The organism is Ignavibacteria bacterium (genome assembly GCA_016707005.1).
Lineage (GTDB): Bacteria > Bacteroidota > Ignavibacteria > Kapaibacteriales > Kapaibacteriaceae > UBA10438.
In genome coordinates, this window is sequence record JADJIQ010000002.1 from 598,782 (window position 1) to 621,596 (window position 22,815).

At 52.4% G+C, this 22,815-nt stretch carries 19 protein-coding genes; 9 read left to right on the forward strand and 10 right to left on the reverse strand.

Annotated features, from left to right (window positions below; all coding sequences use genetic code 11):
* Position 1 precedes the first annotated feature (1 nt).
* Genes IPI29_05395 through IPI29_05405 form a run of 3 tightly spaced genes read left to right on the forward strand, consistent with a single transcriptional unit; the run spans position 2 to position 4,072 of the window.
* Complete coding sequence (locus IPI29_05395) at positions 2-622, forward strand: 2,3-diphosphoglycerate-dependent phosphoglycerate mutase (protein MBK7411970.1); 621 nt, start codon at positions 2-4, stop codon at positions 620-622.
* Positions 585-2,309, forward strand: coding sequence for a hypothetical protein (locus IPI29_05400; GenBank protein MBK7411971.1), 1,725 nt, complete (start codon positions 585-587; stop codon positions 2,307-2,309). Before IPI29_05395 ends, IPI29_05400 begins: the two co-directional genes overlap by 38 nt.
* Positions 2,306-4,072: a hypothetical protein gene (locus tag IPI29_05405; GenBank protein MBK7411972.1), complete on the forward strand. Its 1,767-nt coding sequence runs from the start codon at positions 2,306-2,308 to the stop codon at positions 4,070-4,072. The genes IPI29_05400 and IPI29_05405 overlap by 4 nt, the downstream gene beginning before the upstream one ends.
* 6 nt (positions 4,073-4,078) lie before the next feature.
* Here IPI29_05405 and IPI29_05410 read toward each other — a convergent pair whose 3' ends face one another.
* Both IPI29_05410 and IPI29_05415 read right to left on the reverse strand, forming a co-directional pair.
* Positions 4,079-6,301, reverse strand: coding sequence for a TonB-dependent receptor (locus tag IPI29_05410; GenBank protein ID MBK7411973.1), 2,223 nt, complete (start codon positions 6,299-6,301; stop codon positions 4,079-4,081).
* Positions 6,302-6,376: 75 nt separating this feature from the next.
* Entirely contained in the window at positions 6,377-6,736 is a 360-nt protein-coding gene (locus IPI29_05415; protein MBK7411974.1) for a hypothetical protein, read from the reverse strand.
* Between the two features lie 106 nt (positions 6,737-6,842).
* Here IPI29_05415 and IPI29_05420 point away from each other — a divergent pair, with 106 nt between their 5' ends.
* From IPI29_05420 to IPI29_05440, 5 genes are all read left to right on the forward strand, one after another.
* A complete protein-coding gene (locus IPI29_05420; GenBank protein ID MBK7411975.1) occupies positions 6,843-7,076 on the forward strand; it encodes a (4Fe-4S)-binding protein in 234 nt (77 codons plus the stop codon).
* A gap of 73 nt (positions 7,077-7,149) precedes the next feature.
* Positions 7,150-7,575 (forward strand): hypothetical protein, encoded by a 426-nt coding sequence (locus IPI29_05425; GenBank protein MBK7411976.1) that lies wholly within the window; start codon positions 7,150-7,152, stop codon positions 7,573-7,575.
* The gene (locus tag IPI29_05430) at positions 7,545-9,212 is read left to right on the forward strand and encodes a hypothetical protein (protein ID MBK7411977.1); all 1,668 of its coding nucleotides are present in this window, start codon (positions 7,545-7,547) and stop codon (positions 9,210-9,212) included. The genes IPI29_05425 and IPI29_05430 overlap by 31 nt, the downstream gene beginning before the upstream one ends.
* Positions 9,209-9,850: an ABC transporter ATP-binding protein gene (locus IPI29_05435; protein ID MBK7411978.1), complete on the forward strand. Its 642-nt coding sequence runs from the start codon at positions 9,209-9,211 to the stop codon at positions 9,848-9,850. The genes IPI29_05430 and IPI29_05435 overlap by 4 nt, the downstream gene beginning before the upstream one ends.
* Complete coding sequence (locus tag IPI29_05440) at positions 9,799-10,710, forward strand: lytic transglycosylase domain-containing protein (protein ID MBK7411979.1); 912 nt, start codon at positions 9,799-9,801, stop codon at positions 10,708-10,710. The genes IPI29_05435 and IPI29_05440 overlap by 52 nt, the downstream gene beginning before the upstream one ends.
* On the opposite strand, the gene IPI29_05445 is transcribed toward IPI29_05440, so the two are convergent.
* The 6 genes from IPI29_05445 to IPI29_05470 all read right to left on the reverse strand — a co-directional run bounded on the left by IPI29_05445 (position 10,707) and on the right by IPI29_05470 (position 18,310).
* Positions 10,707-11,411: a DUF1573 domain-containing protein gene (locus IPI29_05445; protein ID MBK7411980.1), complete on the reverse strand. Its 705-nt coding sequence runs from the start codon at positions 11,409-11,411 to the stop codon at positions 10,707-10,709. The two genes, IPI29_05440 and IPI29_05445, sit on opposite strands and share 4 nt — an antisense overlap.
* A gap of 23 nt (positions 11,412-11,434) precedes the next feature.
* On the reverse strand, positions 11,435-12,238 hold the full coding sequence (locus tag IPI29_05450; GenBank protein MBK7411981.1) for a DUF1573 domain-containing protein: 804 nt from the start codon (positions 12,236-12,238) through the stop codon (positions 11,435-11,437).
* A gap of 74 nt (positions 12,239-12,312) precedes the next feature.
* Positions 12,313-13,077 carry a hypothetical protein gene (locus IPI29_05455; protein ID MBK7411982.1) on the reverse strand — a complete coding sequence of 255 codons (765 nt, stop codon included), beginning with the start codon at positions 13,075-13,077 and terminating at the stop codon, positions 12,313-12,315.
* Positions 13,077-15,347, reverse strand: a complete 2,271-nt coding sequence (locus tag IPI29_05460; protein ID MBK7411983.1) for a choice-of-anchor D domain-containing protein — start codon at positions 15,345-15,347, stop codon at positions 13,077-13,079. Before IPI29_05460 ends, IPI29_05455 begins: the two co-directional genes overlap by 1 nt.
* Positions 15,348-15,363: 16 nt before the next feature.
* Positions 15,364-16,797, reverse strand: a complete 1,434-nt coding sequence (locus IPI29_05465) for an NADH-quinone oxidoreductase subunit N (GenBank protein MBK7411984.1) — start codon at positions 16,795-16,797, stop codon at positions 15,364-15,366.
* Positions 16,787-18,310, reverse strand: coding sequence for an NADH-quinone oxidoreductase subunit M (locus IPI29_05470; protein ID MBK7411985.1), 1,524 nt, complete (start codon positions 18,308-18,310; stop codon positions 16,787-16,789). Before IPI29_05470 ends, IPI29_05465 begins: the two co-directional genes overlap by 11 nt.
* A gap of 117 nt (positions 18,311-18,427) precedes the next feature.
* Here IPI29_05470 and IPI29_05475 point away from each other — a divergent pair, with 117 nt between their 5' ends.
* Positions 18,428-20,470, forward strand: a complete 2,043-nt coding sequence (locus tag IPI29_05475) for a tetratricopeptide repeat protein (protein MBK7411986.1) — start codon at positions 18,428-18,430, stop codon at positions 20,468-20,470.
* Here IPI29_05475 and IPI29_05480 read toward each other — a convergent pair.
* Together IPI29_05480 and IPI29_05485 are read right to left on the reverse strand one after the other, a co-directional pair.
* Complete coding sequence (locus IPI29_05480; protein MBK7411987.1) at positions 20,467-21,597, reverse strand: hypothetical protein; 1,131 nt, start codon at positions 21,595-21,597, stop codon at positions 20,467-20,469. The genes IPI29_05475 and IPI29_05480 overlap by 4 nt on opposite strands.
* Positions 21,598-21,656: 59 nt before the next feature.
* Entirely contained in the window at positions 21,657-22,805 is a 1,149-nt protein-coding gene (locus IPI29_05485) for a hypothetical protein (GenBank protein MBK7411988.1), read from the reverse strand.
* Between the last annotated feature and the right edge of the window lie 10 nt (positions 22,806-22,815).

Below are 22,815 nucleotides of genomic sequence, written 5' to 3' on the forward strand. Positions count from 1 at the left end.
AATGTCGAGACTTACCCTCGTCCGTCACGGCGAGTCACAATGGAACCTTGAAAACCGCTTTACGGGATGGGTTGATGTTGATCTCTCACCAAAGGGTGAGCTTGAAGCCAAGGCCGCAGGTGCAATTCTCAAGAATATTCCCGTTGATGTGCTCTTTACGTCGGTTCTAACGCGCGCCATACGCACTGCAGACATTGCAATGGCTGAGGCCGGAATTAGCGGCGTACCGGTTCATCGCGACCAAGCACTCAATGAGCGTCATTATGGTGATTTGCAGGGATTGAACAAGGCAGAAACGGCAGACAAGTATGGCGCCGACAAAGTACACGAATGGCGCAGGTCGTATGACATCCCCCCACCGAATGGCGAATCACTCAAGGATACACAAGCACGTGTAGCCCCCTACTACGAACAAGAGATCGTTCCTCTCCTCAAGGCCGGCAAGAATGTCTTGGTTGTTGCTCATGGCAACTCACTTCGCGCATTGGTCATGTTCGTAGAACATCTTACACCCGAACAGATCCTCAAGACGGAGATCGCAACAGGCGTTCCCATCACCTATGAACTCGACAAGGACCTCAACGTTGTCAGCAAGAACATTCTCGATCCAAAGTCTGCTTAGGTTCATTGTAGCTGCGATCACGACGATCTCAGCTGCTACGTCCGTTACTGCGCAGCAACAGTCTCCGGTGATGCGTGCAATGAAGGCCGAGCTCGACCGGACAATGTCGCAACTCAAGGGAAAGACCACTCCTCCCTATTTCCTCTCCTATTCCGTTACCGAGGTCACGTCCACGGTGATCACGGCAAACATGGGAGCTCTTGATCTGGACGTAACATCCAAGAACCGCATCCTCGACGTGGATCTTCGTGTTGGGTCGTACCAACTCGACAACACACGTAGCATCCGCGGAGTTGCCTTTGAGATGGGAAGGGGCACGCGTGGTGTAGAGATGCCCATGGGTGATGATGAGCGAGCATTACGAAGCGTGATCTGGTCTGCTACAGACAAGGCATACCGTTCCGCTGCCGAACGCTACGGCAAGGTGCTGACGAATCTTCAGGTGAAGGTTCGCGAAGAGGACACATCTGCCGATCTCTCCCATGAGCGCGCTTATGTGTCTCTCAAACAGCCGGTGCCATTTGAATACGACACGGCAATGTGGCGCGACCGTGTTCGCTCACTCAGCGCCATGTGTGCCGGACAAGAACACATCCTCTCTGGTCGAGTTTCTTTTCAAACAGACCTGCTCGTTAAATACGTTGTGAACTCCGAAGGCACGATGATCCAGTCATCGGAGCCGATCGTAAAGATGTTTGTGATCGTGAAGGCAAAGGCCGACGATGGCATGAGCCTTCCAATGTATGAGAGCTACTCTGCCTATGCCGTGGACAGACTTCCGTCAAAGAAACAGATGGAAAAGGAAGTTCAACGTCTCATCGACATTGCTCGGGCGCTACGGACAGCCCCCTTACTCGAGACCTATACCGGACCAGCCATTCTTTCAGGGCGTGCCTCGGGTGTGTTCTTCCACGAGATCTTCGGACACCGTGTGGAAGGTCATCGCCAGAAGGATGTGAATTCGAGTCAGACGTTTAAGCCCTTCCTCAACAAGCAGATCCTTCCGTCGTTCATCAACGTTGTGTTCGATCCAACCATAAAGTCACTACGGGGCAACGACATCGTTGGTGCCTTCGAGTACGATGATGACGGCATGCCGGGCAAACGTGTTGTTGCTGTTGATAGTGGGATCTTCCGCAGCTTCTTGATGTCGCGTGCTCCGATCGAGAACTTTCCTAGTTCGAACGGTCACGGCAGACGTCAAGCCGGATTCAAGACCGTGTCGAGGCAATCAAATCTTATCGTAGAAGCTACCACAACAGTCCCGTATGATACACTTCGAGCAATGTTGCGTCGCGAGTGCACAAAACAGAACAAGGAATTCGGACTCCTCTTCGAAGACATTCAAGGGGGCTTCACGTTCACCGGACGTACAGTTCCGAATGCCTTCAACGTCCAGCCACTTGTTGTGTACAAGGTCTTTGCTGATGGCAGGCCCGATGAATTGGTGCGTGGTGTTGACCTGATCGGAACGCCCCTTACTACCTTCAATAACATCGTTGCTGCAGCTGATGACCTTGGCATATTCAACGGGGTTTGCGGTGCAGAGTCGGGCGGAGTACCCGTAAGTGCAAGCTCGCCGAGCTTACTTGTGTCAACGATCGAAGTTCAGAAGAAGCAGAAGTCTCAGGCGAAGCCGCCACTGCTAAGCGATCCGTCACTGACGTCGAAGGAGGGTCGCCCATGAAAACGCACCTACTGATAGCACTCTTCCTAACGGGCACAGTGTTCGCCACTTCGCAACGACTGGATGAATCAACGATCTTCTCTGCGATGGACACTGAGCTTCAACGCTCGATCCGCGAGTTGAAGCTCGGCGATCTCGCTCGTCCGTATAACATCGAATATCTCTTACAGATCCGTCGCTCTGCAAGTGTCCACGCCGTGCTTGGCACTGTTGAGGACATCGACTCTGGGCTCACGGCTTCCCTGACTGTGCGTGTGCGCGTTGGCGGTGCGAAGTTCGATAACACGAACTTCTTCGATGTCTCACTCGGTTTTTTTGGTTCGAGTGATGACGAAGAGGGATTTAAAAACCGCAGGATCCCGTTCGAACTCACCGTTGATGGTCTGCGACGCGAGCTATGGCTTGCTACCGACGCTTGCTTTAAACAGGCCGTAGAGGTCTATGCGAAGAAGGAAGCAACGCTCAAGAATAGGACCCGTACGGATACAACGTGGGACTTTAGTCTCATGCCAGGCGAGACCATCCTCGAGACGAACATTCATCGAGTAGCGGCGGACGTACCCTCGATGATCTGGCTCACCGAGCGACTAAGCTCGATCTTCCGTTCCTACCCATCCATCCAGAACTCACGTGTTGGTATGGAGATCGTGCCGAAGGAGACGTATTACCTCAACACCGAAGGTCGCAAACTTCATAAGTACGAATGTTTCACCGGCGTTGAGATCGTTGCTACAACACAAGCATCGGATGGCATGCCTCTTGCTCAGACCTATGCAACGTATGGCATCCTTCCAACGGATCTTCCATCTGCCGACTCTCTTGAACGTGTTGTTCGCTTGGCAGCTGCGCGTCTCGATAAACAGACCACGGCTCCTACTATAGAAGCTTATTCCGGTCCTGTTGTCTTTGAAGGACAAGCTGCCGCCGGTGTGCTTGGCCAGTTCTTTGCTCCGAATCTCGTTGCACAACGTCAGCCCCTTTCTGAAGGGGGCTTCTCTACGAATGATCGCAACCTTGCCTTCCAGAACAAGATCGGTGCACGTGTACTTCCTGAATTCATGAGCGTCCAGGCTGTTCCATCGCGCGAGCGCGATAATGGCCGCATTGTTGCCGGACATTACGCTGTTGACGATGAGGGTATGCGCGCACTGGACGTCTCCCTTGTTGAAAAGGGCTATCTGCGTGCATTACTCTCATCGCGTGTGCCAACCAAGCGCGTTAAGGCCAGCAACGGTCATCAGCGTGGCGGCGGGGCGATGCTCAGCGTACTCGATGTAACGTGTGCCGATGCAAAACGCAAGCTATCGTCGGCCGATCTCAAGAAGCGACTGCTCAAACTCGTTAAGGACCGTGAGTTGCCGTACGGCATCATTGTTCGCTCTACAATGGATCAGAACCTCCTCTTCACCGGCGTCTATCGTCAGCTAGGTTCAGATCTGCCGATCTCTCAAGGTGAGGGCAAGATCGGTCTGCTTGAAGCCTACCGTGTCTATCCGGACGGACGAGAGGAGCTCATCAGAGGTGTAGAAGGTGCAGGCATTTCTCCAGCATCCTTCAAGGACATCCTTGCCGTTTCGAAGACGACCACCGTGCACAACTTCCTCGCACCAAGCGTTGTTCCGTCCTTCATCACCGGCGGCTCCGCCTACGTGATCGCAACGATCATCACGCCTGACCTTCTTTTTGAAGATCTTGAGGTACGTCCACTTGATGGCGATATGCCAAAGCCACCAGTGATGATCAACCCGATCGCGGGTGAATGACCAGCATCATTGGATCGTAAGACGAACCCCTGCGTAGAACATCCGAGAATCAAGCGGACCCCATGTAAGTGAGGCATCGAATGTTTCACCGTAGGGCATGTCTGCACCGAGGATCGGATCGTCCTGAATGAAGTTCGTTGCGTTCTCGATTCCAACGTAGACATCGAATGTTCCGAAGCGTTTTGTGATCTGCGCGTTCACACGCCACCATGACGGGAAGGTTGAAGCCAACGTGGCTCCCGGAGGGTTCCCTGCAGTGGTTGGGAGACGCCCCGTGCTATTCCATGCTACGGTCAGGTCGGCTTGCCATTCACTTTCTATCGTTGCATACGAGAGCGTGGTCAGAACACGAGACCTGCTCACCATCGGACGTTGTTGCTGTATTCCTCCGTAGGGGGCTTGCACATCAACCCATCTGTATGCCACAAGTACGTCCAAACGTGGAATGGGCGAGACCAATATCTGCGCCATCACGTTTGTTGCATAGCTCGTGCCGTTGAGATTCGTGACCCATACTTCGCGTACCGACCTGTCATAGTCAACCACCACCTGATTCATGAACGACGTTGAATAGATCTCCGCATCGAAGGTGATCGGTCGCGCGGCGACTTCAAATGACGTTGTGAACGAGGCTCCCACGTTCCACGAGTCCTCGGGGCTGAACGACTGATCGAAGTAGACTTGTCGCGAGTTGATGTAGGACGATAGATTTTCCGTCACAACACTTGCAACGCGCCATCCTCTGCCGATGGATGCTCGGATCGACGTCATGCCCGTTGCACTCCATTTTATGTGAGCGCGCGGCACCACTCGTGTTCCGTAGAGATTGTGAGCATCAGCACGAAGTCCGGCAAGGATCGTCACGTTCTTCACAGGCTGCAACGTTGCCTCTGCATAGAGTCCGGGCACACGTTCTATGCGCGAGAATGAGTTCGTCATCAGCGATTCTTGCACGTCATCATAGAGGTAGGAGAAGCCCCCTACCAGCTTGATTTCCTCGGAGAACGGCAGGGCAAGGACGCCACGCACATTCACAGTTCGCTGCTGACCATGTGCCTGGCGGAGTCCGAACGTTGAGGTTGCATCGTGATAGGCACCGGCAACAACAAGTGATACGCCACTGCCTTCCATATCGCCAAAGGCATTGAGCAAACCGAATTTGATGAATCCGTCTGCGTGACCAATATCTGTTACGATATCGTACGGGGCTCCATTCGTTGAGTCATGTGCATGTGGATCTCCGGCATGTCCAACGACGCTCTGTCCGGACGTGTGCTGGTCAATGAGTCCACGCACAAACACCTGCCATTCTATCTCATCATTGTTGTACAACCATCGATGAACAAGGTTCACTTGTTTGAATGCCGGGATGTCTGCAAACCCATCGTTGTTATTATCCATTGTCATGTCCATGATCCGGCCATGGAGCATGGTCATCGTGCTGAGTTCATCCGTTATCTGCTGTGCACCATAGAGATTGAGTTCGAAGCGTGCTTGTGTGTTGCCGTACGCATTCACGTAGAGGGAGGGGGCTGTGCGTGGATCGTGCATACAGATGTTGATCTGACCAGTCATGGACTCATATCCATTGGTGACGGTAGAAGCCCCTTTGGAAATACTGATCGACTCCATGAAGGGTCCGGGCACGTGATCGAGTCCGTACGGCATCTCAAGTGAGCGAACTAACGGCACAGCCTCGATCAAGAACTGTGTATAGAGACCGCGCAGTCCAAGCAGTTGGATCTGCTTTGCGCCACTGACAGCATCGGCAAAGGACACTTCCACGGACGGGTTCTTCTCAAACGACTCAGCAAGAGAACAACACGCAGCTTTCACCAGATCCTTCTTAGTGATCATCTCCGTCTTTTGCGGGGCTCGAGTGATTGTAGGCTGGTCTGCTTCTACGGTCACTACATTCTCCGTCCGTAGCTGCAGTACGATCTCTATCGTGTCAGTTGGTGCCACGACGTACTGCGTCTCATATCCGGCATAGCGGATCTCCAGCGTATCTGTTTGGGCCGACCGTTTGATCATGAAGTGCCCATCGGCCGAGGTCAGCGTTCCTTCACGTGTTCCCTTCCACAGGACCGTGGCGCTGCGTAACGGGTCTCTTTCAGTTCGTAGACCTTCGGCTGTCACACGTCCATGAAGGACGGACTGCGCTGCAAGACCGATCGGCAGACAAGAAAGGGCAAGCCAAGCAGCGGCTCGCAGAAGGTTCAATGACATTGTTACCTCATTCCGTTCAACACAGAAAGACCGCCTGGCACCTTGCCGGGGGTCTGGGAGTGGGACGGTAGAGGTCTAGATCCTAAAAAGGCAAAGTTTCGACCGGTCAGGGGGCTCTGCCGGTGTCCTGTCCACTTGTTCCTGGAGCGGGCGCGTTAGGCCCGTCTGAACGAGGTCACCCACGAGTTCAAAGGCCATTCCTTCACACTCAGAGGGGGAAGGTGCGCCGATGTGCGAGACCTGACCTTCATTTTTTACGGAGGTAACTGAAACTTCATCCGTGCAGCAGGATTCTTCCTCACAACAATCTTCCGGCGGGCAACTTTCTGCCACCGCTTCTCCCCCACAGTAGTGGATCATCACAGGCAGTCCTGTGGTGGCTGCAAAAAACAGCACCAGGGAAACAACGGCGATGAGGGGGCGAAGCTGGAACATTGTCTTGCAAAACTACGTATCTGAGGCTTGTGGACGATATTTTCTTGGTGGGATTGTCCAGTTTCAGTACGTTACAACCGAAAACGTCCAAGTACAGGAGGGGTCCATGCCTGACGTCATTAAGCACTACAGCACCGAAGAGGTTACCGTTGTGTGGCAACCTGAAAAGTGCATCCATTCTGCACACTGCTTCAGGAACCTGCCAAGTGTCTTCAATCCACGCGTAAAACCGTGGGTACAACCTGAAAATGCCGAATCGGCCGAGCTTGTTTCGGTGGTGCGAGGTTGCCCAAGCGGTGCACTCTCGATCGCCAAAGGAGCCGGAGCTGCAGAGGAGTAACTTTCCGGCGCGGCATTCGTCTTTTTCTCTTGTGCGGTGGATAATCCACCGTCCGCATTCGTATCTTTGCTCTATGCGACGACTAGCCCTCATCATAGGAATTCTTGCAGTGACATCCGTTGCTGGTGTTGCCGTGCAGGTAACGCTGCAGTATTTCCAGGCAAAGTCCAATGGAACGTCCGTTTCTCTCGAGTGGAAGTCGAACAACGAGCCTGATCTCGTTCAGTATGAGATCGAACGCGCCGGCGAAGACAATGCCTTTCGTTATATCGCAACTGTCCAAGCCAAGGGCAACAATCAATCCTATACCTATCGTGACGATGAAGCTTTTGGCAAGCGCGATGGGAATGACGGCTCTGTAGCTCGCAACTATTTTACCTATCGCCTCAAGATGATCGGTGCCGACCAGAACACGAGTTATTCGAACACCGTGGGCGTAACGCATAATGTGAGCGGTATCAAACGCACGTGGGGCATGATCAAGGAAATGTTCCGCTGACGTTGTTGGCGGTACTCCATCGCAATTCAGTCTCGCGAGCAGGTTTATTCCTGTTCGCGTTTTGTTTTTTCTCCCTTCCTCTTGCTGCACAGCGATCCTTTCAGTCGCACTGCGGTTTTGCTGTACAGACCACTCCCGAACTCGTGCGCAAGGTTCAGGCAGGCATTCAGGCCGGCCAACGACCTGTGCTCCCCTTCTTTGTTGATGCCACTTCCGGTCGTTTCCGCGTCCACTATGCAACAAGCGGACCCGATGCTGTTGATGTTTCGGACCTCGATGGAAACTCCGTACCAGACTATGTGGATGAGTGCATCCGCACGTTGGAACACGTCTATCGGGCTGAGATCGATACACTAGGGTACTTGCCACCTCCCTCGGATGGAGTAGACGGTGGAAATGGGGCGATCGACGTATACGTTCGAGACCTCAGTCAAGCTGGTCCGTCGGGGAGCAGTTTGTATGGTGTAACAACACTCGATAAGATCATCAGCTCTTCGCCGATCGACCGATACACCACCTGGATGGACGTTGACAACAACTTTGCCGAAGCGGACCGCGACGCTTCGGGTAGGCCGGCTTATGCAACGTTCGGGATCGATGCATTACACGTTACATGCGCGCACGAATTCCATCATGTGATCCAGAATGGGAGGTACGGTTTAGCAACCTCTCAGCTCATGTTCTATGAGCTGTCCTCAACGTGGATGGAGTTACGCATTTGGCCGGAGGTTCGCGACTGGGCGATCTACACCAATGAACTCTTTGCGGAACCTGAGCAGTGGCCATTCTCAGACCCAGCGGCGATCAACGGATACGTTTGGGGATGGTATGGCAATGTGATGCAGAACGTGTCGGCGAACACAATGCGCACCGCTTGGGAAAAGATCGGCTTGGGCATTCGACCTGCACAAGCAGTTGTTGATGCCTACTCACAACATGGCGCTGCCTTCACGGATGTGTTTTGTTCACAGCTTCCGATCTTCTATCAAACCGGATCGAGAGGACAAGAGAATACCGTGATTCCCGGTGCCGAGGATATCGATGAGATCAGACTCTATTCAGACGAACGCGCTATCGCACCGAGCGTTGTTTCATCCGGGGCACTGCGGGCATTTGAGGTGCGGGCGTTGCGTTTTTCTATACCATCCAACTCAGGTGCTGAGCCAATAAGCGTTGCCGTTCTTTTATCGTGGCCGAATGAAACAGCCTACGTCAATGGGAATGCTTTTACCGCTCTTTCATACACCGTTACCCTAACCAACAGTCCATTACCGAGCGATGCTATCGTTCCCGGCACCTCGTGGGGTGTGCGTGTCTCTCCGGAATCGATCTGCGTTACACTTGATGGTGCACAGACCCGAAAACCCGCCTCCCCCTATCCGCAACCAATTTCGATCTCAGCAACACGTTTGCTGTATGTACCAATAGCAGACGGGATCCCCGGTGAAAACGTCACCCTCTCCCTAATGACCGTCTCAACCATCGGCCTTTCAACCTCGAGCTCCACCGTAGTGCTCGACGGCGACCGAATCGTTGCACTCTTCGAACTTCCTGCCGATCTTACGCCCGGCACCTATCTCGTCCGCGTGGAGTCCAAGGACGGGTCCACCCTACTCAAGATCTCCGTACGCCGATGACAAGCTTCTCTCTCACCGGAGTTCGAAAGTCCTACAACGGAAGAACTGTCCTCAGAGATATCGCTGTGTCCGGCACTTCGGGCGATGTGGTAGGTATACTTGGAGCCAACGGCAGCGGAAAATCCACACTAATGCGGATCATTGCCGGAGTCCTGCGTGCTGACGCTGGGGACATCTCTCTTACGGTGAATGGAACAGTGATCGAGTCCGAGCAACGACCGTTCTCCTGCGGATATGTAGCCCCCTACCTTCAGATCTACGACGAGTTCACTCCACGCGAACTGCTGCATGTACATGCCGAACTGCACGGGAAGAGATCATCCGAAGAGCATATCGATGCTGTCCTCCGCCGTGTCGGTCTGGACCGGTACACCAATGAGATCGTGCGAACATTCTCGAGCGGTATGAGACAACGTGTGTCTATTGCATTGGCTGTGAGTCTCATACCTCCCGTATTGATGCTCGATGAACCTTCAACTACGCTGGATACAAATGGCAGAGCGATCTTGATACAGGAGATCGTTGCACACCAGCAACGTGGCGGGATCGTCTTTCTAGCAACCAACGACGAACGAGAAAGAGAACTATGCACACACTCCATCACCGTCTCGCCCTCTGTATTGCAACAATCTGCCTAGCGGTTGTTCTGCCTGCGTGCGGTGATACGGCACAGGGTAAGGCCGACGAAACGAAGCGCAGCTCCGACACCTTGGCCATTAGCACGTGGAAACTTCCAAAGGAACTCAGTTTCTGCGGTGAACGGGTGCCGTTAGAGATTCCGGAGGTGCGTGAACGTGCAGAGCGAGAGTTCTACATCAATCTGCAAACACCCGGTCAGATCATCCTCTATATCAAGCGGTCCGGACGATACTTCCCAACGTTCGAAAAGCTGCTCAAAGAAGCCGGCGAGCCAGATGATCTGAAATACCTCAGTGTGGCAGAGAGCGCTCTGTTCATGGCTCGATCTCCCAAGGATGCTGTGGGGCTATGGCAGTTTATTCCGGGCACAGGCCGCGCCTACGGCTTAACGATCAACGATGAGGTAGATGAACGTCGCAACGTTGCCAAGAGCACGAAGGCCGCTATTGCCTATCTACGCGCAGGACGTGATGCAAATGGATCGTGGTCCAATGCTGCTGCCGGCTACAACATGGGACACGAGAACCTTAGTGGCAATGTCAAGTTCCAGCAGAAGGAAGATTACTACGATCTCTTCCTCAATGAAGAAACCTCGCGTTACATCCTCCGCATTGCCATGATCAAGCATTTGATGGAGCATGCACACGAATACGGCATCATCGTACCCAAATCAGAGCGCTATGACGAGCCCCCTACCCGCATCATACGGGAAAACGGAGCAGTTTCGAACTTGACGCAATGGGCCATTGCAAACGGCACAACGTATAAGGATGTGAAGCTCCTTAACCCTTGGATATTGGGTAGAGGCATTCCCGCACCAATGAACGGCAAGGCGTGGGAAATCCACATTCCGCGCTAGCGCGCGGTGCCATAGGCAGGGAGCTCAAGGATCGGTAGGTCTGGATGTGATGTTTTTACTTTCACCATGCCGGTAAACCCACCAACCTTCTTCGGCGTCAGTTTGGCTACGAGTTCTAGCTTCTCTTTCGACTTCAGGATCACAGCATCTCTGTAATTACATGTGATCCCATTGTCGGTGAACCAGTCGTAGAGTTTGATATCCTCGTCTGAGTTGTTCTCGACAAGGACGATCGACTCTGATTCCGTACCAACTTGAAGGTTCACGAAGTTGATAAACGGCATTGGATGTACTACAAGAACACGGTACATGAATGCCGTGAGCCAGATGGTTGTTTTCTTTTCTGTCGTGTCTGAAGAGGTGGCGTCAATCCACGACACTTCGATATTCTTCCGCACAGAACCAACCAGGGATGGGAAGACACTGAGTTGAACCTGCATCGTGGAAATCTCCCCAGGTGCAAGTTCGAGCTTGTCTGGATCCGTTTTTGTACATCCACATCCTGGATGGACATCTGTGATCTTCAGACGCTCGGTGCCAACATTCTTCATCTTGATCTCTGCGTCAAGATGTCCGCTGGCGGGTGGTTTTACTCTTCCCCAATCAAATGTGTCTCCGCCAACAACTTCTAGCCTTGCCTGTGCATGCGTAATAATAGCACCAACCATGCCTAGGCATAGAGTGACGATGATTATCCTCACAGCAGAGGTACTCCTGGATAGTATTACTGTTTTGGAGAGGCAGGGTTTTGAAACACGGGGCTTTGTGGCTCTTGAACGAAACCATACGCCTTGAGATCAATGTCTACATGGTCAGGATGCGATGACTTGCACTTGATCCCGCCGGTGTAGTTGCCCTTGACGGATGGGATCAGCTTTGCGATGATCTCCATCTTCTGGCCGGGCTTGAGAGTGACGCGAGTTGCTTGGTTGCAAACGATGCCACCTTCAGTGGACCAGTCTGAGAAGACAACATCTTGGTCGGAGTTGTTGGTCACTTCCATTTTCGATGATGACTCTTGTCCGATCTTGAGATCATTGAACGAGAAGTAGATCGAAGGCGTGAACATCAGTGCTCGTTGCACATCGGCCTTAAGCCAGATATAGCCAGAGCGAACAGTTGTGTCTGCACCAACCGGAATAGGTGTGTTATTCGAACGCATAGCTGTAAGGGCTTTGTTTCCTTCCAGATCTGCCCATGAAACCGTGATATTCTTCTGAACCGGGCCGGATTGAGCAGGGCTGATGTTGAGTTTGACCTTCATCGTACTGATCTCGCCCGGTGCGAGTTCGAATTTATCTGGATCTGTCTTTGTGCAACCGCAGCCCGGACGAACGTCCGTGATCTTCATCGAGCGGTCGCCAACATTCTTCATCTTGATCTCGGCCTCAAGGTGACCTTCTTTAGGGGGCTTAACTTTACCCCAATCATAGGTTTCACCACCAATAACTTCGAGTTTTGGTTGGGCAAGTGCGCCAACGGCTGCAAAACCGGCAACGGCAAGGACAACAAAAAGACGCTTGACCATACGAGAGTACTCCTGTCTGAAATTGCTTAGATCTCATCCACTGACGATGAAGCCACAAATATAGTATCGGCAGGCTAGAGCCCCTTCATCAGTCTGATCCGTGCCCCAAAATTGAGCATTCGCCAGTCATCTTGAGAAGTGACGCTGAAGAGCGGCATCCCTATCGATACCGAAGGGCTGAGATAGAAGCCCTTCGTTATGGAAATGTCGTACGCGATCTGGGCATAGGGTTCGATCTGAAACCGGTTTACAAAGTCGAGGAACGTATTTCCTAGCTCCTGCTCCTTGGAACGGGGGTTCTGGGTGAACAGATAGTAGTCTGGGGCCACAACGCGTTCTTTTTGGGTAAGCGACCCACCTGCATAGACGTGCAAGCGAACTCCGCCGCCGGCAGTGAGATGCGTGCCGAACAGTCGGGTCCCGATGCCGCCGTGAATGGTCACATAGGTCATCGCCCCCTCTAGAATGTACTCGGTCTGAAGGAGGTCGCCGTTGGATAATGGGACGGGTATTGACGGGGTGACAAATGAGGCGTTAACGAGGGTGAAGCCAATGCCGGCCTGTGCTGAAACACTGGCGGAAAGCCATTGTTCGCCAACAACACTGACGGTAAGGGGCAGACCGCGGCCTGCCTCATAGTCGCAACATGTGATCCCAACTTCTTGCTCGATGTATTCGAGCGAGCCACGGTGCATCGTATATCCTGAACCTACTTCGAGGCCTACATATTGTTTGGGAATGTGGTATGGCACTCGAGGAGAGGTCTGCCAATCAAATCCCTGTGCTGCAGAGCTCAGAGACATCAAGCACAACATGAGGAAAATGGCTATGGATCTCATCAGCGGCCTACCACAAGTGGAACGCTGAAGAAGACAGTTCCGGATCTGACAATGAGCGTATAGGCGGAAACCGGAAGATGTCCTACTGACATCGGGATCGTATGAACACCCGGGGCATATTCTGCCGGGGCAAGCACATCATACTCCCTTCCAAACGGGTCTACGAGTGCAACAGATACCGTCCTTCGGTCTTTCACGACGAAGGTGACGGTGGTGTGATCCGAGGCAGGATTGGGAAACACTCCTGCCAGCAATCGAACACCTGAGACAACGGTCTTATAGGAGAGTCCGCACAACGAGTCAAGCATGAATTGGCCTGAAACAGCTTCAACCGTAAGGACTGAACTGCAGCCTGCATTCCCAAAGGTCGTAGAACCAGTTGAGAATGAGACGTCTGTTGATGCGCTTTCACCCAAGAAGGTGTCGAAGAGGATGGTTACCAATTCCGGCCGTTCGAGGAAGTTCGCCGGGGCTTGCAAAGCCAATCTTAGTGATCCGCGAGGCTGCTCAGTTGCATCGACGACCTGAGCACCTTCGCTTGCCGTTCCTGTTTGCAGAACGCCACGATATCGAAGCAGATTCGGATTGAAATTCATGGTGAGTACGCAGCGATCCGTTGTTCGAACGCGCTCAGGTGTGGCAAGCACAGCTATTCCGGCCGTGGAGCCGGGACGCGCCGTTGTAATAGGCGGCACACCAACGCGGATACTGTCTGGCCGAACAACAACGGCTGTATACAGCACATCGTACGAGCGGATCAAGCTATTGGTGAAGAGCGTGATCGACCCTCGGAACGTGCCATCTGCCTCGGGTTCGTAGATACAACGAACAGATTGTGATTCTCCGGGAGCTAGTCGAAACGTCTGCGGATTGACTGTTATGCGTGCCGTTGACGGACTGATACGGATGGAGTCCACTCGCAATTCAGCATTCCCCACATTACGAACGGTGAATGTTCGTTCAACTGTTGAGGTGCACGTTTCGAGTAGCACAACTGTGCCAAAGTCGATCTCTCCTGGCGTCACCTGAATTTGCGGACGTTGACCGAACCCTTTGAAATGCCATTGCGTAAGCTGTGCTCCGTCCGGCACGCCATCGATCCCACGCTGAAGCAGATCCGTTCCCACCACGAATCGTATCCGGTGGTCTCCGCCATCGGTCGGCACGAAGGTGACATTGAGCGTATCGAACGCCCCTGTTCGTAACGTAGGGCCGGCATCGGCTAACGGTTTCGTAACAATAAACGCTGCCGTGTCCCGCTGGATGCCCACCTTACTCTCTGACAGAATGCCGATGTTGAGATTGCCATCATTTCGCACAATGATCTTTGCCGAGACACCTTGGCCATCGGTAGGAATGGCTCCAAAGTCCACTGTGTCCCCTCGAACCACGACTGGGAATTCGAGACCTATAGCACCGACGAGTGTGAGACGCTGCTCCACTCCAATGCCGGAGATAACGCCGGTTATGGTATCAGGCTTAGCCGTGATATCCGGACGATAGACCACGAGGAAATGTGCACTGTCCAGCCCCCTATTGTAAGGTCTGTATCGTGTGGTCCATACCACAGAATCTTCCGGACCGAACTGCACGTTCATAAACGTATCAACTTCGATCTCCGGTGGCCCCACGAGTGTTGTTTGCATCTCGAGGATCTGTCTGTCCACATTTACCCTACGCGAGATGGCATTATCCACCGTATAGGGCTGAGTTGGTGCAAGGGGCTGTGGGTTTACGTAGACCGAATCATAGGCGATCCAAGGCGTCGTAGAACCAAGGATACTCGTGGTCTTAAGTGCCCTCAGGCGGAAGGTTTTATCGAGCGATGCACCAAGCGGATCAAGACTATCCACAACTCGCAGCTTCAGCAGCGCCTCAACTACGCGATCCGGGGGGAAGAGTGGGTTGCCGGCGATCGCACGATAGATGACTGAGAACGTGCGCTTCGCTCCAGCTGGGATGTAGTACGGCAGGCGCTCTACGCGCTCGAACTCTTCCTTGCGTGGATCTTCGGGGGGAACACCCGGTACGTTGATGATCAGGTAATATGGGTCTGCCTGCGGATTCGTCTCAAGGATCCCGATGGTCGTAGCGCCGGTGTTCTCAACAACAAATGTTCGGGTTGTTGGAGACCCTTCTAGAGTGACGCCAAAATCCATGATCGTGTCTGCACGGTCGAACGGATTGCAGTACACCTCGGCTGCCGGTTGCGCGTAGGCACAAACCGCAGCAAACGTGACGAGACCAACGAGGAAGAGAGAACGGATCATGGTAAGGACCGTGGCCTTACCACCACGTACCGAAGATCGACAAGAGTTGCGTTGTGAACAGTCCCATCACGATCGTTGCAGCAGTCGTAACTGCGAGCGTGATACCGGCAAGACCCGACGAAGCAGGGGCATGTTCCGTTTGAGATTCCGTGAAATACATCTTCACGATCAGCCCAAGATAGAAGTACGCGCTCACTACAGAGGATACAACAGCAACGATCGTGAGCCAGGTGAATCCTGATTCAATGGCTGACACAAACAGAAGATATTTACCGAAGAAACCTGCGAAAGGTGGAATACCGGCGAGCGAGAGCATGAACACTGCCATTACAAAGGCAAGCGCAGGCTCACGCTTAGCAAGTCCTGCATAATCGCTGAGCTGGAGATTCTCTTCATTTCCACGCTCAAGAATACCGACCACGACAAATGCGCCGAGTTGCATAAAGACGTACGACGTGATGTAGAACGTGATCGCACTATATCCAGCATCGCTGTTTGACACGATACCCATTAAAAGGTATCCGGCATGTGCGATAGAAGAATACGCCAGCATTCTCTTGACGTTCGTTTGCGCCAGGGCCGTGAAGTTTCCAACGAGCATCGTGATCGCTGAGACCACGGCAATCATCTGTTGCAGCTGTGGAGTTAGTGTTGATGAGCTTGGCATCATCACAGCGAATACAGCGATAAAGGCACTGAAGGCAGCTGCCTTCCCTGCCGTGCTCATGAATGCCGTTACAACCGTAGGCGAACCTTCGTAGACATCCGGAGCCCATTGATGGAACGGAAATGCAGCAACCTTGAATGACAAGGCAACTGCAAGTAGAACCCCACCAATGGCCAGAAGTGCCGGAAACGGCGTGGAATTGCTCGCAACGACCCCTGCGATCACATCGTATTGAAGTGACCCAGTAGCCCCATACACCAAGGACATTCCATACACAAGGAATCCTGTGGCAAAGGCCCCAAGGAGGAAATACTTCAGAGCTGCCTCAACACTGCGGATGTTCGTTCGGAGGAATCCCGCCATCACGTAGAAGGAGATCGACATGAGCTCAATGCCAACGAAGAGTACTAAGAGGTTGTTGGCATGTGCCATAAGCATCATACCTGAGACCGCCGAGACAAGAAGCGTGTAATACTCGTCGAGCTCCGAATTCTCACGCTGCAGATATGGCCGTGCAGCGAACATGGCCAGAAGGCCAGCGCCACAGAACAGGACATCAAAGTAGTTGGCGAATCCACCAACAGAGATCATGCCTTCGAACGTCACACCCTTGTGTGAGGATGTTACGAGAGCAAGTGCTGCCGTAAGCACCAATGTTCCCGCATAGTAGCTGAACACAAGGCGCGTGTTATTGCGAATGAAGGCCTGAAGGGCGATACCGACGGCACCCAGCGCAAGCCAGATAACGATCAGCGGCATGGAGCCAAAGAGATCAATGTGCATGATGTCCAAACTTGAAGTGTTCCACCTTGCTGACTACTGCGCGGACGCTTTGCTCGGAAAATTTCATCAGAGTATTCGGCGCCACGCCTATCCAAATGATCAGGACGGCAAGGGGCACCAGCTGCCAATATTCACTTTTCGTGAGGTCACGGAGATGCTTGTTCTCAGGATTGTCATTCGTTCCGAACATCACGCGTTGATACATCCAAAGCAGATAAACCGCAGCGAAGATCACACCAGAGGCGCTGATAACGGCATAGGTCCAACTGCCCAAGAACGGACTGCGGAAGGCACCAAGAAGAGTGAGGTATTCCCCAACAAAACCATTGAGTCCCGGAAGGCCAACAGACGCGAACATGGCTATGGCAAAAAGGACCGCAAACTTTGGCATCACACTGGTGATACCGCCATATTCCGAGATCTCACGTGTATGGCGACGCTCATACAAAACGCCTACACAGAGGAACAACATGCCGGTTGAAAGACCGTGATTCACCATTTGGATCACAGCGCCCTGCACACCTTCGATCGTGAGCGAGAAAATGCCCAAGACAACAAAGCCGAGGTGACTCACGGATGAATACGCAACCAGTTTCTTGATATCCGTCTGTACCATGGCTACCAAGGCACCGTAAATGATACCGACCACGGCCAAGGCACTGATGGCACCCGCATACTCTGCTGAGGCTTGCGGGAAGAGTTCGAGATTGAATCGAATAAGACCGTAGGTACCCATCTTGAGCAACACACCGGCCAGAATCACAGAACCAGCTGTAGGAGCTTGAACGTGCGCATCCGGAAGCCATGTGTGGAGCGGGAACAGCGGGACCTTAATAAAGAACGAAAGGCCGAATGCAAAGAACAACCACGTCTGCACATCCATCGGTATGGTTGGTCCGATCATCCGGAGCTTCATGAGGTCGGCCGTGAAACCGATCCCGGCAGCCTTTGCAGCCAGCCCTAGCCAAATGATGGCAATGAGCATGAGCAGGGAGCCCACAAGCGTATAGAGGAAGAACTTGATCGCAGCATAGATACGATCCTTCCCACCCCAGATACCGATGATGAAGTACATCGGAATCAGAATAAGTTCCCAGAAGACATAGAACAGGAAGGTATCAAGCGCCATAAAGACGCCAGTCATCCCAAACTGCAGAAGCAGCATGAGAACGTAATACTCCTTGACGCTCTTTGTGATCGGACCGTAGGACGTCAGTAACGCTATCGGCATGATCAACGTGGTGAGCAAAACCAAGAGAAGTGAGGTCCCGTCCAAACCGATGCGGAAACCGGCATCGAGTGACGTGATCCACGGCAGATCGATCACGAACTGCATGGAGGCCGACGAGGCATCAAATGCGGGGAGGAGGAGGAGCGACGCTAGGAACGTCCCCACCGAAACCACAAGAGCCGTCACCTTGATCGCCTTGGTCTGTTCGCGATCAATGAACAACAGTGCGATCGAACCTGCAAGAGGTGCGAAAAGTGTAGCGAGCAACGCGACAACGCCCATATGCGAGCTGTTCCGTTCTTCGTGGTTAACGATGCATTTAGAAGCGGCGCAATATAGCAAAATGACCCTCCACAGCCGGGGTGAAAGCCGTCTTCGTATTCCGTACTTTTGTCCGCTATGGCAGAGACCACCACAGAGAAGCCGATTTCATTTCCTGAAAAGCTCCGTACCGAGCTTCTCAGATCGCCCTCTCCTGACGGTCAGGATGCCATTCTCGCGCTTGCACAGGACGAACTCCGGCGAATTCAGGATCCGTCCGAACGAGTCCGCATCCGCCACGTTCTGGCGCAGTACTACTCTCTCCAAGCGGATTTCACACAGGCTCATGCCGTATTGGATGAAGCTTCATTAGATAGTGGCAATGACGCCGGCCTGTTGTCTCATACGGCCTACGTGCGAGCATCTGTATACAATCGCCAGCATTGTTTTGATAAGGCACTGGAAACACTAGCCCCCTATCTCGACGAACAGTACACAGAGGCTGATCTCGATCTTGCAGCACGTGTGCACACGCTGTACGCCAGCATACTGGATTCTATGGGTGACCCTGAGGGAGCTCATGACGAGTATCGTTTGGCCATAGAACTTCGGGAACGCCTTGGCGAGGCGCGCGGGATGGCGATCGTGTATTACAACTTTGCGGAGAGCTGTGTCCGGCGCGATGAAGACGATGTTGCCCTGGAATTTTTTATTCGGGCATATGACATCGAAAAGGGGCTCGGAGATCTAGCTAGTCTCGCACAATCCGCCTGTCATATCTCGATCCTCCTGGCCCGCAAGGGTGAGAGAGATGAAGCCTTGAGGTTTGCTGATGAATCGATCGAGGTGGCAACAAGATCCGCAACACCTATGATCATAGCCCACGTGATGGCCAACAGAGCTTCAACCTTGGAGATCCTTGGCGACAGTGAGGGGCGTGAACGGGCTTTGCTGGATACGTTGGACTATTTGAAAGAGTATCCGATCGATGCAGTGCTTGGACCAGTGCTGGGAAACCTTGGCTCATTGTATTTGAACAGAGGCGAGCATGTACGTGCAGAGGCGTTCCTCCAGCCGGCTCTCGACATGTCTGTACGGGACGGCTATCAATACAATGAGGGCTTCTGGCTCTATTGTCTTGGAAAGCTCCGATTTGAAACTGGGCGCTACGCTGAGGCGATCGAACTCCTAGAGAGAGCTGTATCGATCCTACGATCGGTTAAAGCCCATGTGTATACGTTAGAGGCGCTCCACGTTCTAGCTCAAGCCCATTCAAAAAACAACTCAGACCGCTTGGCGTTTGAGTCACTGGCGGAATGGACAAGACACTACGTAGAGGAACACTCTGCAGAAGTTGAAAAGCGTCTGCACGACATTCAAGAGTCACGCTTCAGAGAGCGGAAGCAGAAGGAAGCTGAGATCTACAGACTTCGCAATGTAGAACTGTCTCAAGCGATGGAAGACCTTCAACGGGTCAATGCAGAGTTGCGGGATCTCGCGGCCGAAAAGGATGAGTTCATGGCGATCGCTGCGCATGACCTACGCAATCCTCTTGGTGATTCGCGAGGGATGCTGCAGACAATCATCAGTCACTATGATGTACTGGACAAGACCGACCTCTTGTCACTCTGTCATGATCTCCTCACGCTCACAATGAGAATGTCTAACACAGTTCATGCGTTCTTGGAGATTTCGCGCACTGACCGAAGGTCTACTGGGCTTGTGATCCATCCACTCGACCTTACACTGCTTGCACAACGCGCCATAGAACGCCATTCTACGCGTGCAAAAGCAAAATCCATCACTCTAGGGTTGGATATTATAAGCCTAGATCTATGGGCTACCGGTGATGCATCCGTTGTGGATGCCATCCTTGATAATCTGATGACGAACTCTTTGAAGTATGTTCCCGAAGGATCAACGATCAACATTCGTGTCAGTGAAGACGATGGTGGGCCTTTTATCTGCGTGTGCGACAACGGCCCTGGAGTAGATCCGGCAAAACAACACCTGCTTTTCACGAAGTATGCTACTCTCGGGGCAAAGACAACAGGCGGTGAAGAATCACTTGGCCTTGGTCTTTATCTCGCACAAAGAATGGCATCACGAATGGGTGCCCATATCAGTTACAAAGAACGCCCCGAAAACGGAGCGTCCTTTTCATTGCATTTGTTGCGTTAGTGACCGTAACACGTCCAGTACGTACCGTTCCATACCCACATGTCGGCTTGTTTATCGTGGTGATTGCACTGGCGAATGTTCGGTCCACCGATGAGAATCGTTTCAATTGCACCCCCATATTCGACAGCGAAGATCTGCCCAACCACAAGCCCGTCTTCTAACATCACATTGTAATTCCCATTCTTCATCTTTACTGACGACGTTAGGTATAGGTAGGCCGAATTGTTGGTAGGAACTGGGACGTTTCGATTCGTATGGTGATAGCTTCCTGACGTAAATCCAATGGTATTCGAATTTACATTGGTTGTCATGATCCACTTTTGTTCAGCAGCAGAATACGTGAATTGCGAAGTACCCCTTGGGCGAATTGAGAGGTTCCCTGTTTCACTCGTTTTAAAACGACAAGTATCATTGGAAAGGGGCGAATCATTCACGATCACGATGTTCTTCGTCGTCGCATTGTAGATCTGGATCATCTTGCCGTTTCTCCCGCCCACCATCCCTGTTAGGGAAATATCAGCCGTCAGTGGCGAAGCGATTCGAACAAAACCGACCTTGTTTGTATTGCCGAAGTCCACGTCATTATTGGTGGCTGCAAGAGTTGCATTGTACGTCATTTCGTCGATGGAGAAGTCACCATCCACATCTACCGAGACCCCTGGAATGGCGGTACCGATACCAAGTCCTCCTCCTTCAAACGTAGCTAAGGGGCTGGCATCTGCACCTAACCTTTTCACCTGCATGGCTGAACTTGAACCGGCTGTGCCGATACGCAGCTGGCTTGCAGTTGTATCCCACAAGAAATTTGCCGAGCCACGCAGCGTAACCGCATCTGCGTCCAGGTAGGCTACTTGCTGTGGAGCAAGATTCAGCTGTGGGACGAGTGAGAACGACATCGATTGCGTTAGCCGATTGAACCGCATCACTTCTGATCCTACTCCGATCGATGGCTTTGAAGCTGGAAAGACGATCGAGTACGATGTGGTTACCGCACTGGGGTCGATCGTTACCGTATTCCCAGTCGCAGCGTCTTCAAGCCGAATCGCATTGAACGTCTCGATCGATTGGCATAGAACCACAGCAGGGGCTGCGAGGCTCATTAGAAAGGCAAGGGCAATGTTTTTCATGCGTTATTCTCCATTCACTCAACTTCGATGTTACAAATGTTGCCGGCAGATACGGATCATCAGTGACCGTAACAGATCCAGCGAGTGCCGCTCCAGATGAACATGTCAGCTTGTTTGTCGTGCTTATTGCAATTCAGGACATTCGGACCACCAAGAAAGACTGGCTCAGGACCTGCATACTCGATCGCAAGGATCTGACCAACAACCCTGCCATTCGTTAGAAAAACATTCGGAATTGCGTCTGCATAACGTGGGGGCGTACCTATCAACGGAATGGTGTTCGTTAGATAGACAAACGCAGAATTGTTTGTCTCCACCGTGGTATTACCAGGCGACGTACTTGCAGTTCCTGACGTAAATCCAATGGTTGAACTATTCACATTGGACGTCATGATCCAGCGTTGTTCAGCGGCTGAATAGATGAACGTAGAGGTACCCTTTGGGCGAATGGAAAGGTCTCCTGTCTCACTTGTTTTAAACCGACAGGTGTCAGTTGAGGCAGAAGACTCATTGACGATAACGATGTTAAATCCTGTGGCATTGTACAATTGAATCAATTTCCCATTACGGCCACCAACGAGGCCAGTAATAGCCACATCTTGAGTAGTCGTAGATCCAATACGTACCATTCCAGCCTTGTTCCCATTCCCGAAGTCCATGTTGTTGGTGGAAAGCGCAAGTGCTGCTGTATAGTTCAACTCCCTGATCGAGAAGTCTCCCTTAACATCAAGTGCTGTTGTAGGAGAAGCGGTACCGATCCCAACGCTTCCTCCCACAAAGGTTGCAACGGGCTGGCTTGAAGGAGTGGTTCGTGAGATCGAGAGAACCGATCCAGGAGCAGACTTAATGAGAGACATCCTGTTAGCAACAGTATCCCACGTAAAACTATTCGTCCCACGCAGAGTAAATCCATCGCTATCTAGGTACGCCACCTGCTGTGGCAACATGCCCAGGTTTGGAACAGGAGCGAACGCCATGGACTGCGTGAATCTGTTAACGAACAGTCCTGTATTCACAGGCCCTGAGAGCAACGGCGCTGGCGGAAGATTCAAGGTGTAGGAGTTTGCCAAGCCTGAGGTAGTGAGTTCAAGCAGATTACCTGTTGTCTCATCTTCAAGGCGAATGGTGTTAAACGTCTCTACAGACTGAGCCAAAACGGTAGCGGTGGACAGTACCGTCAGCAAACCGAGAATGATAGGTTTCATCATGAGTGTGTTC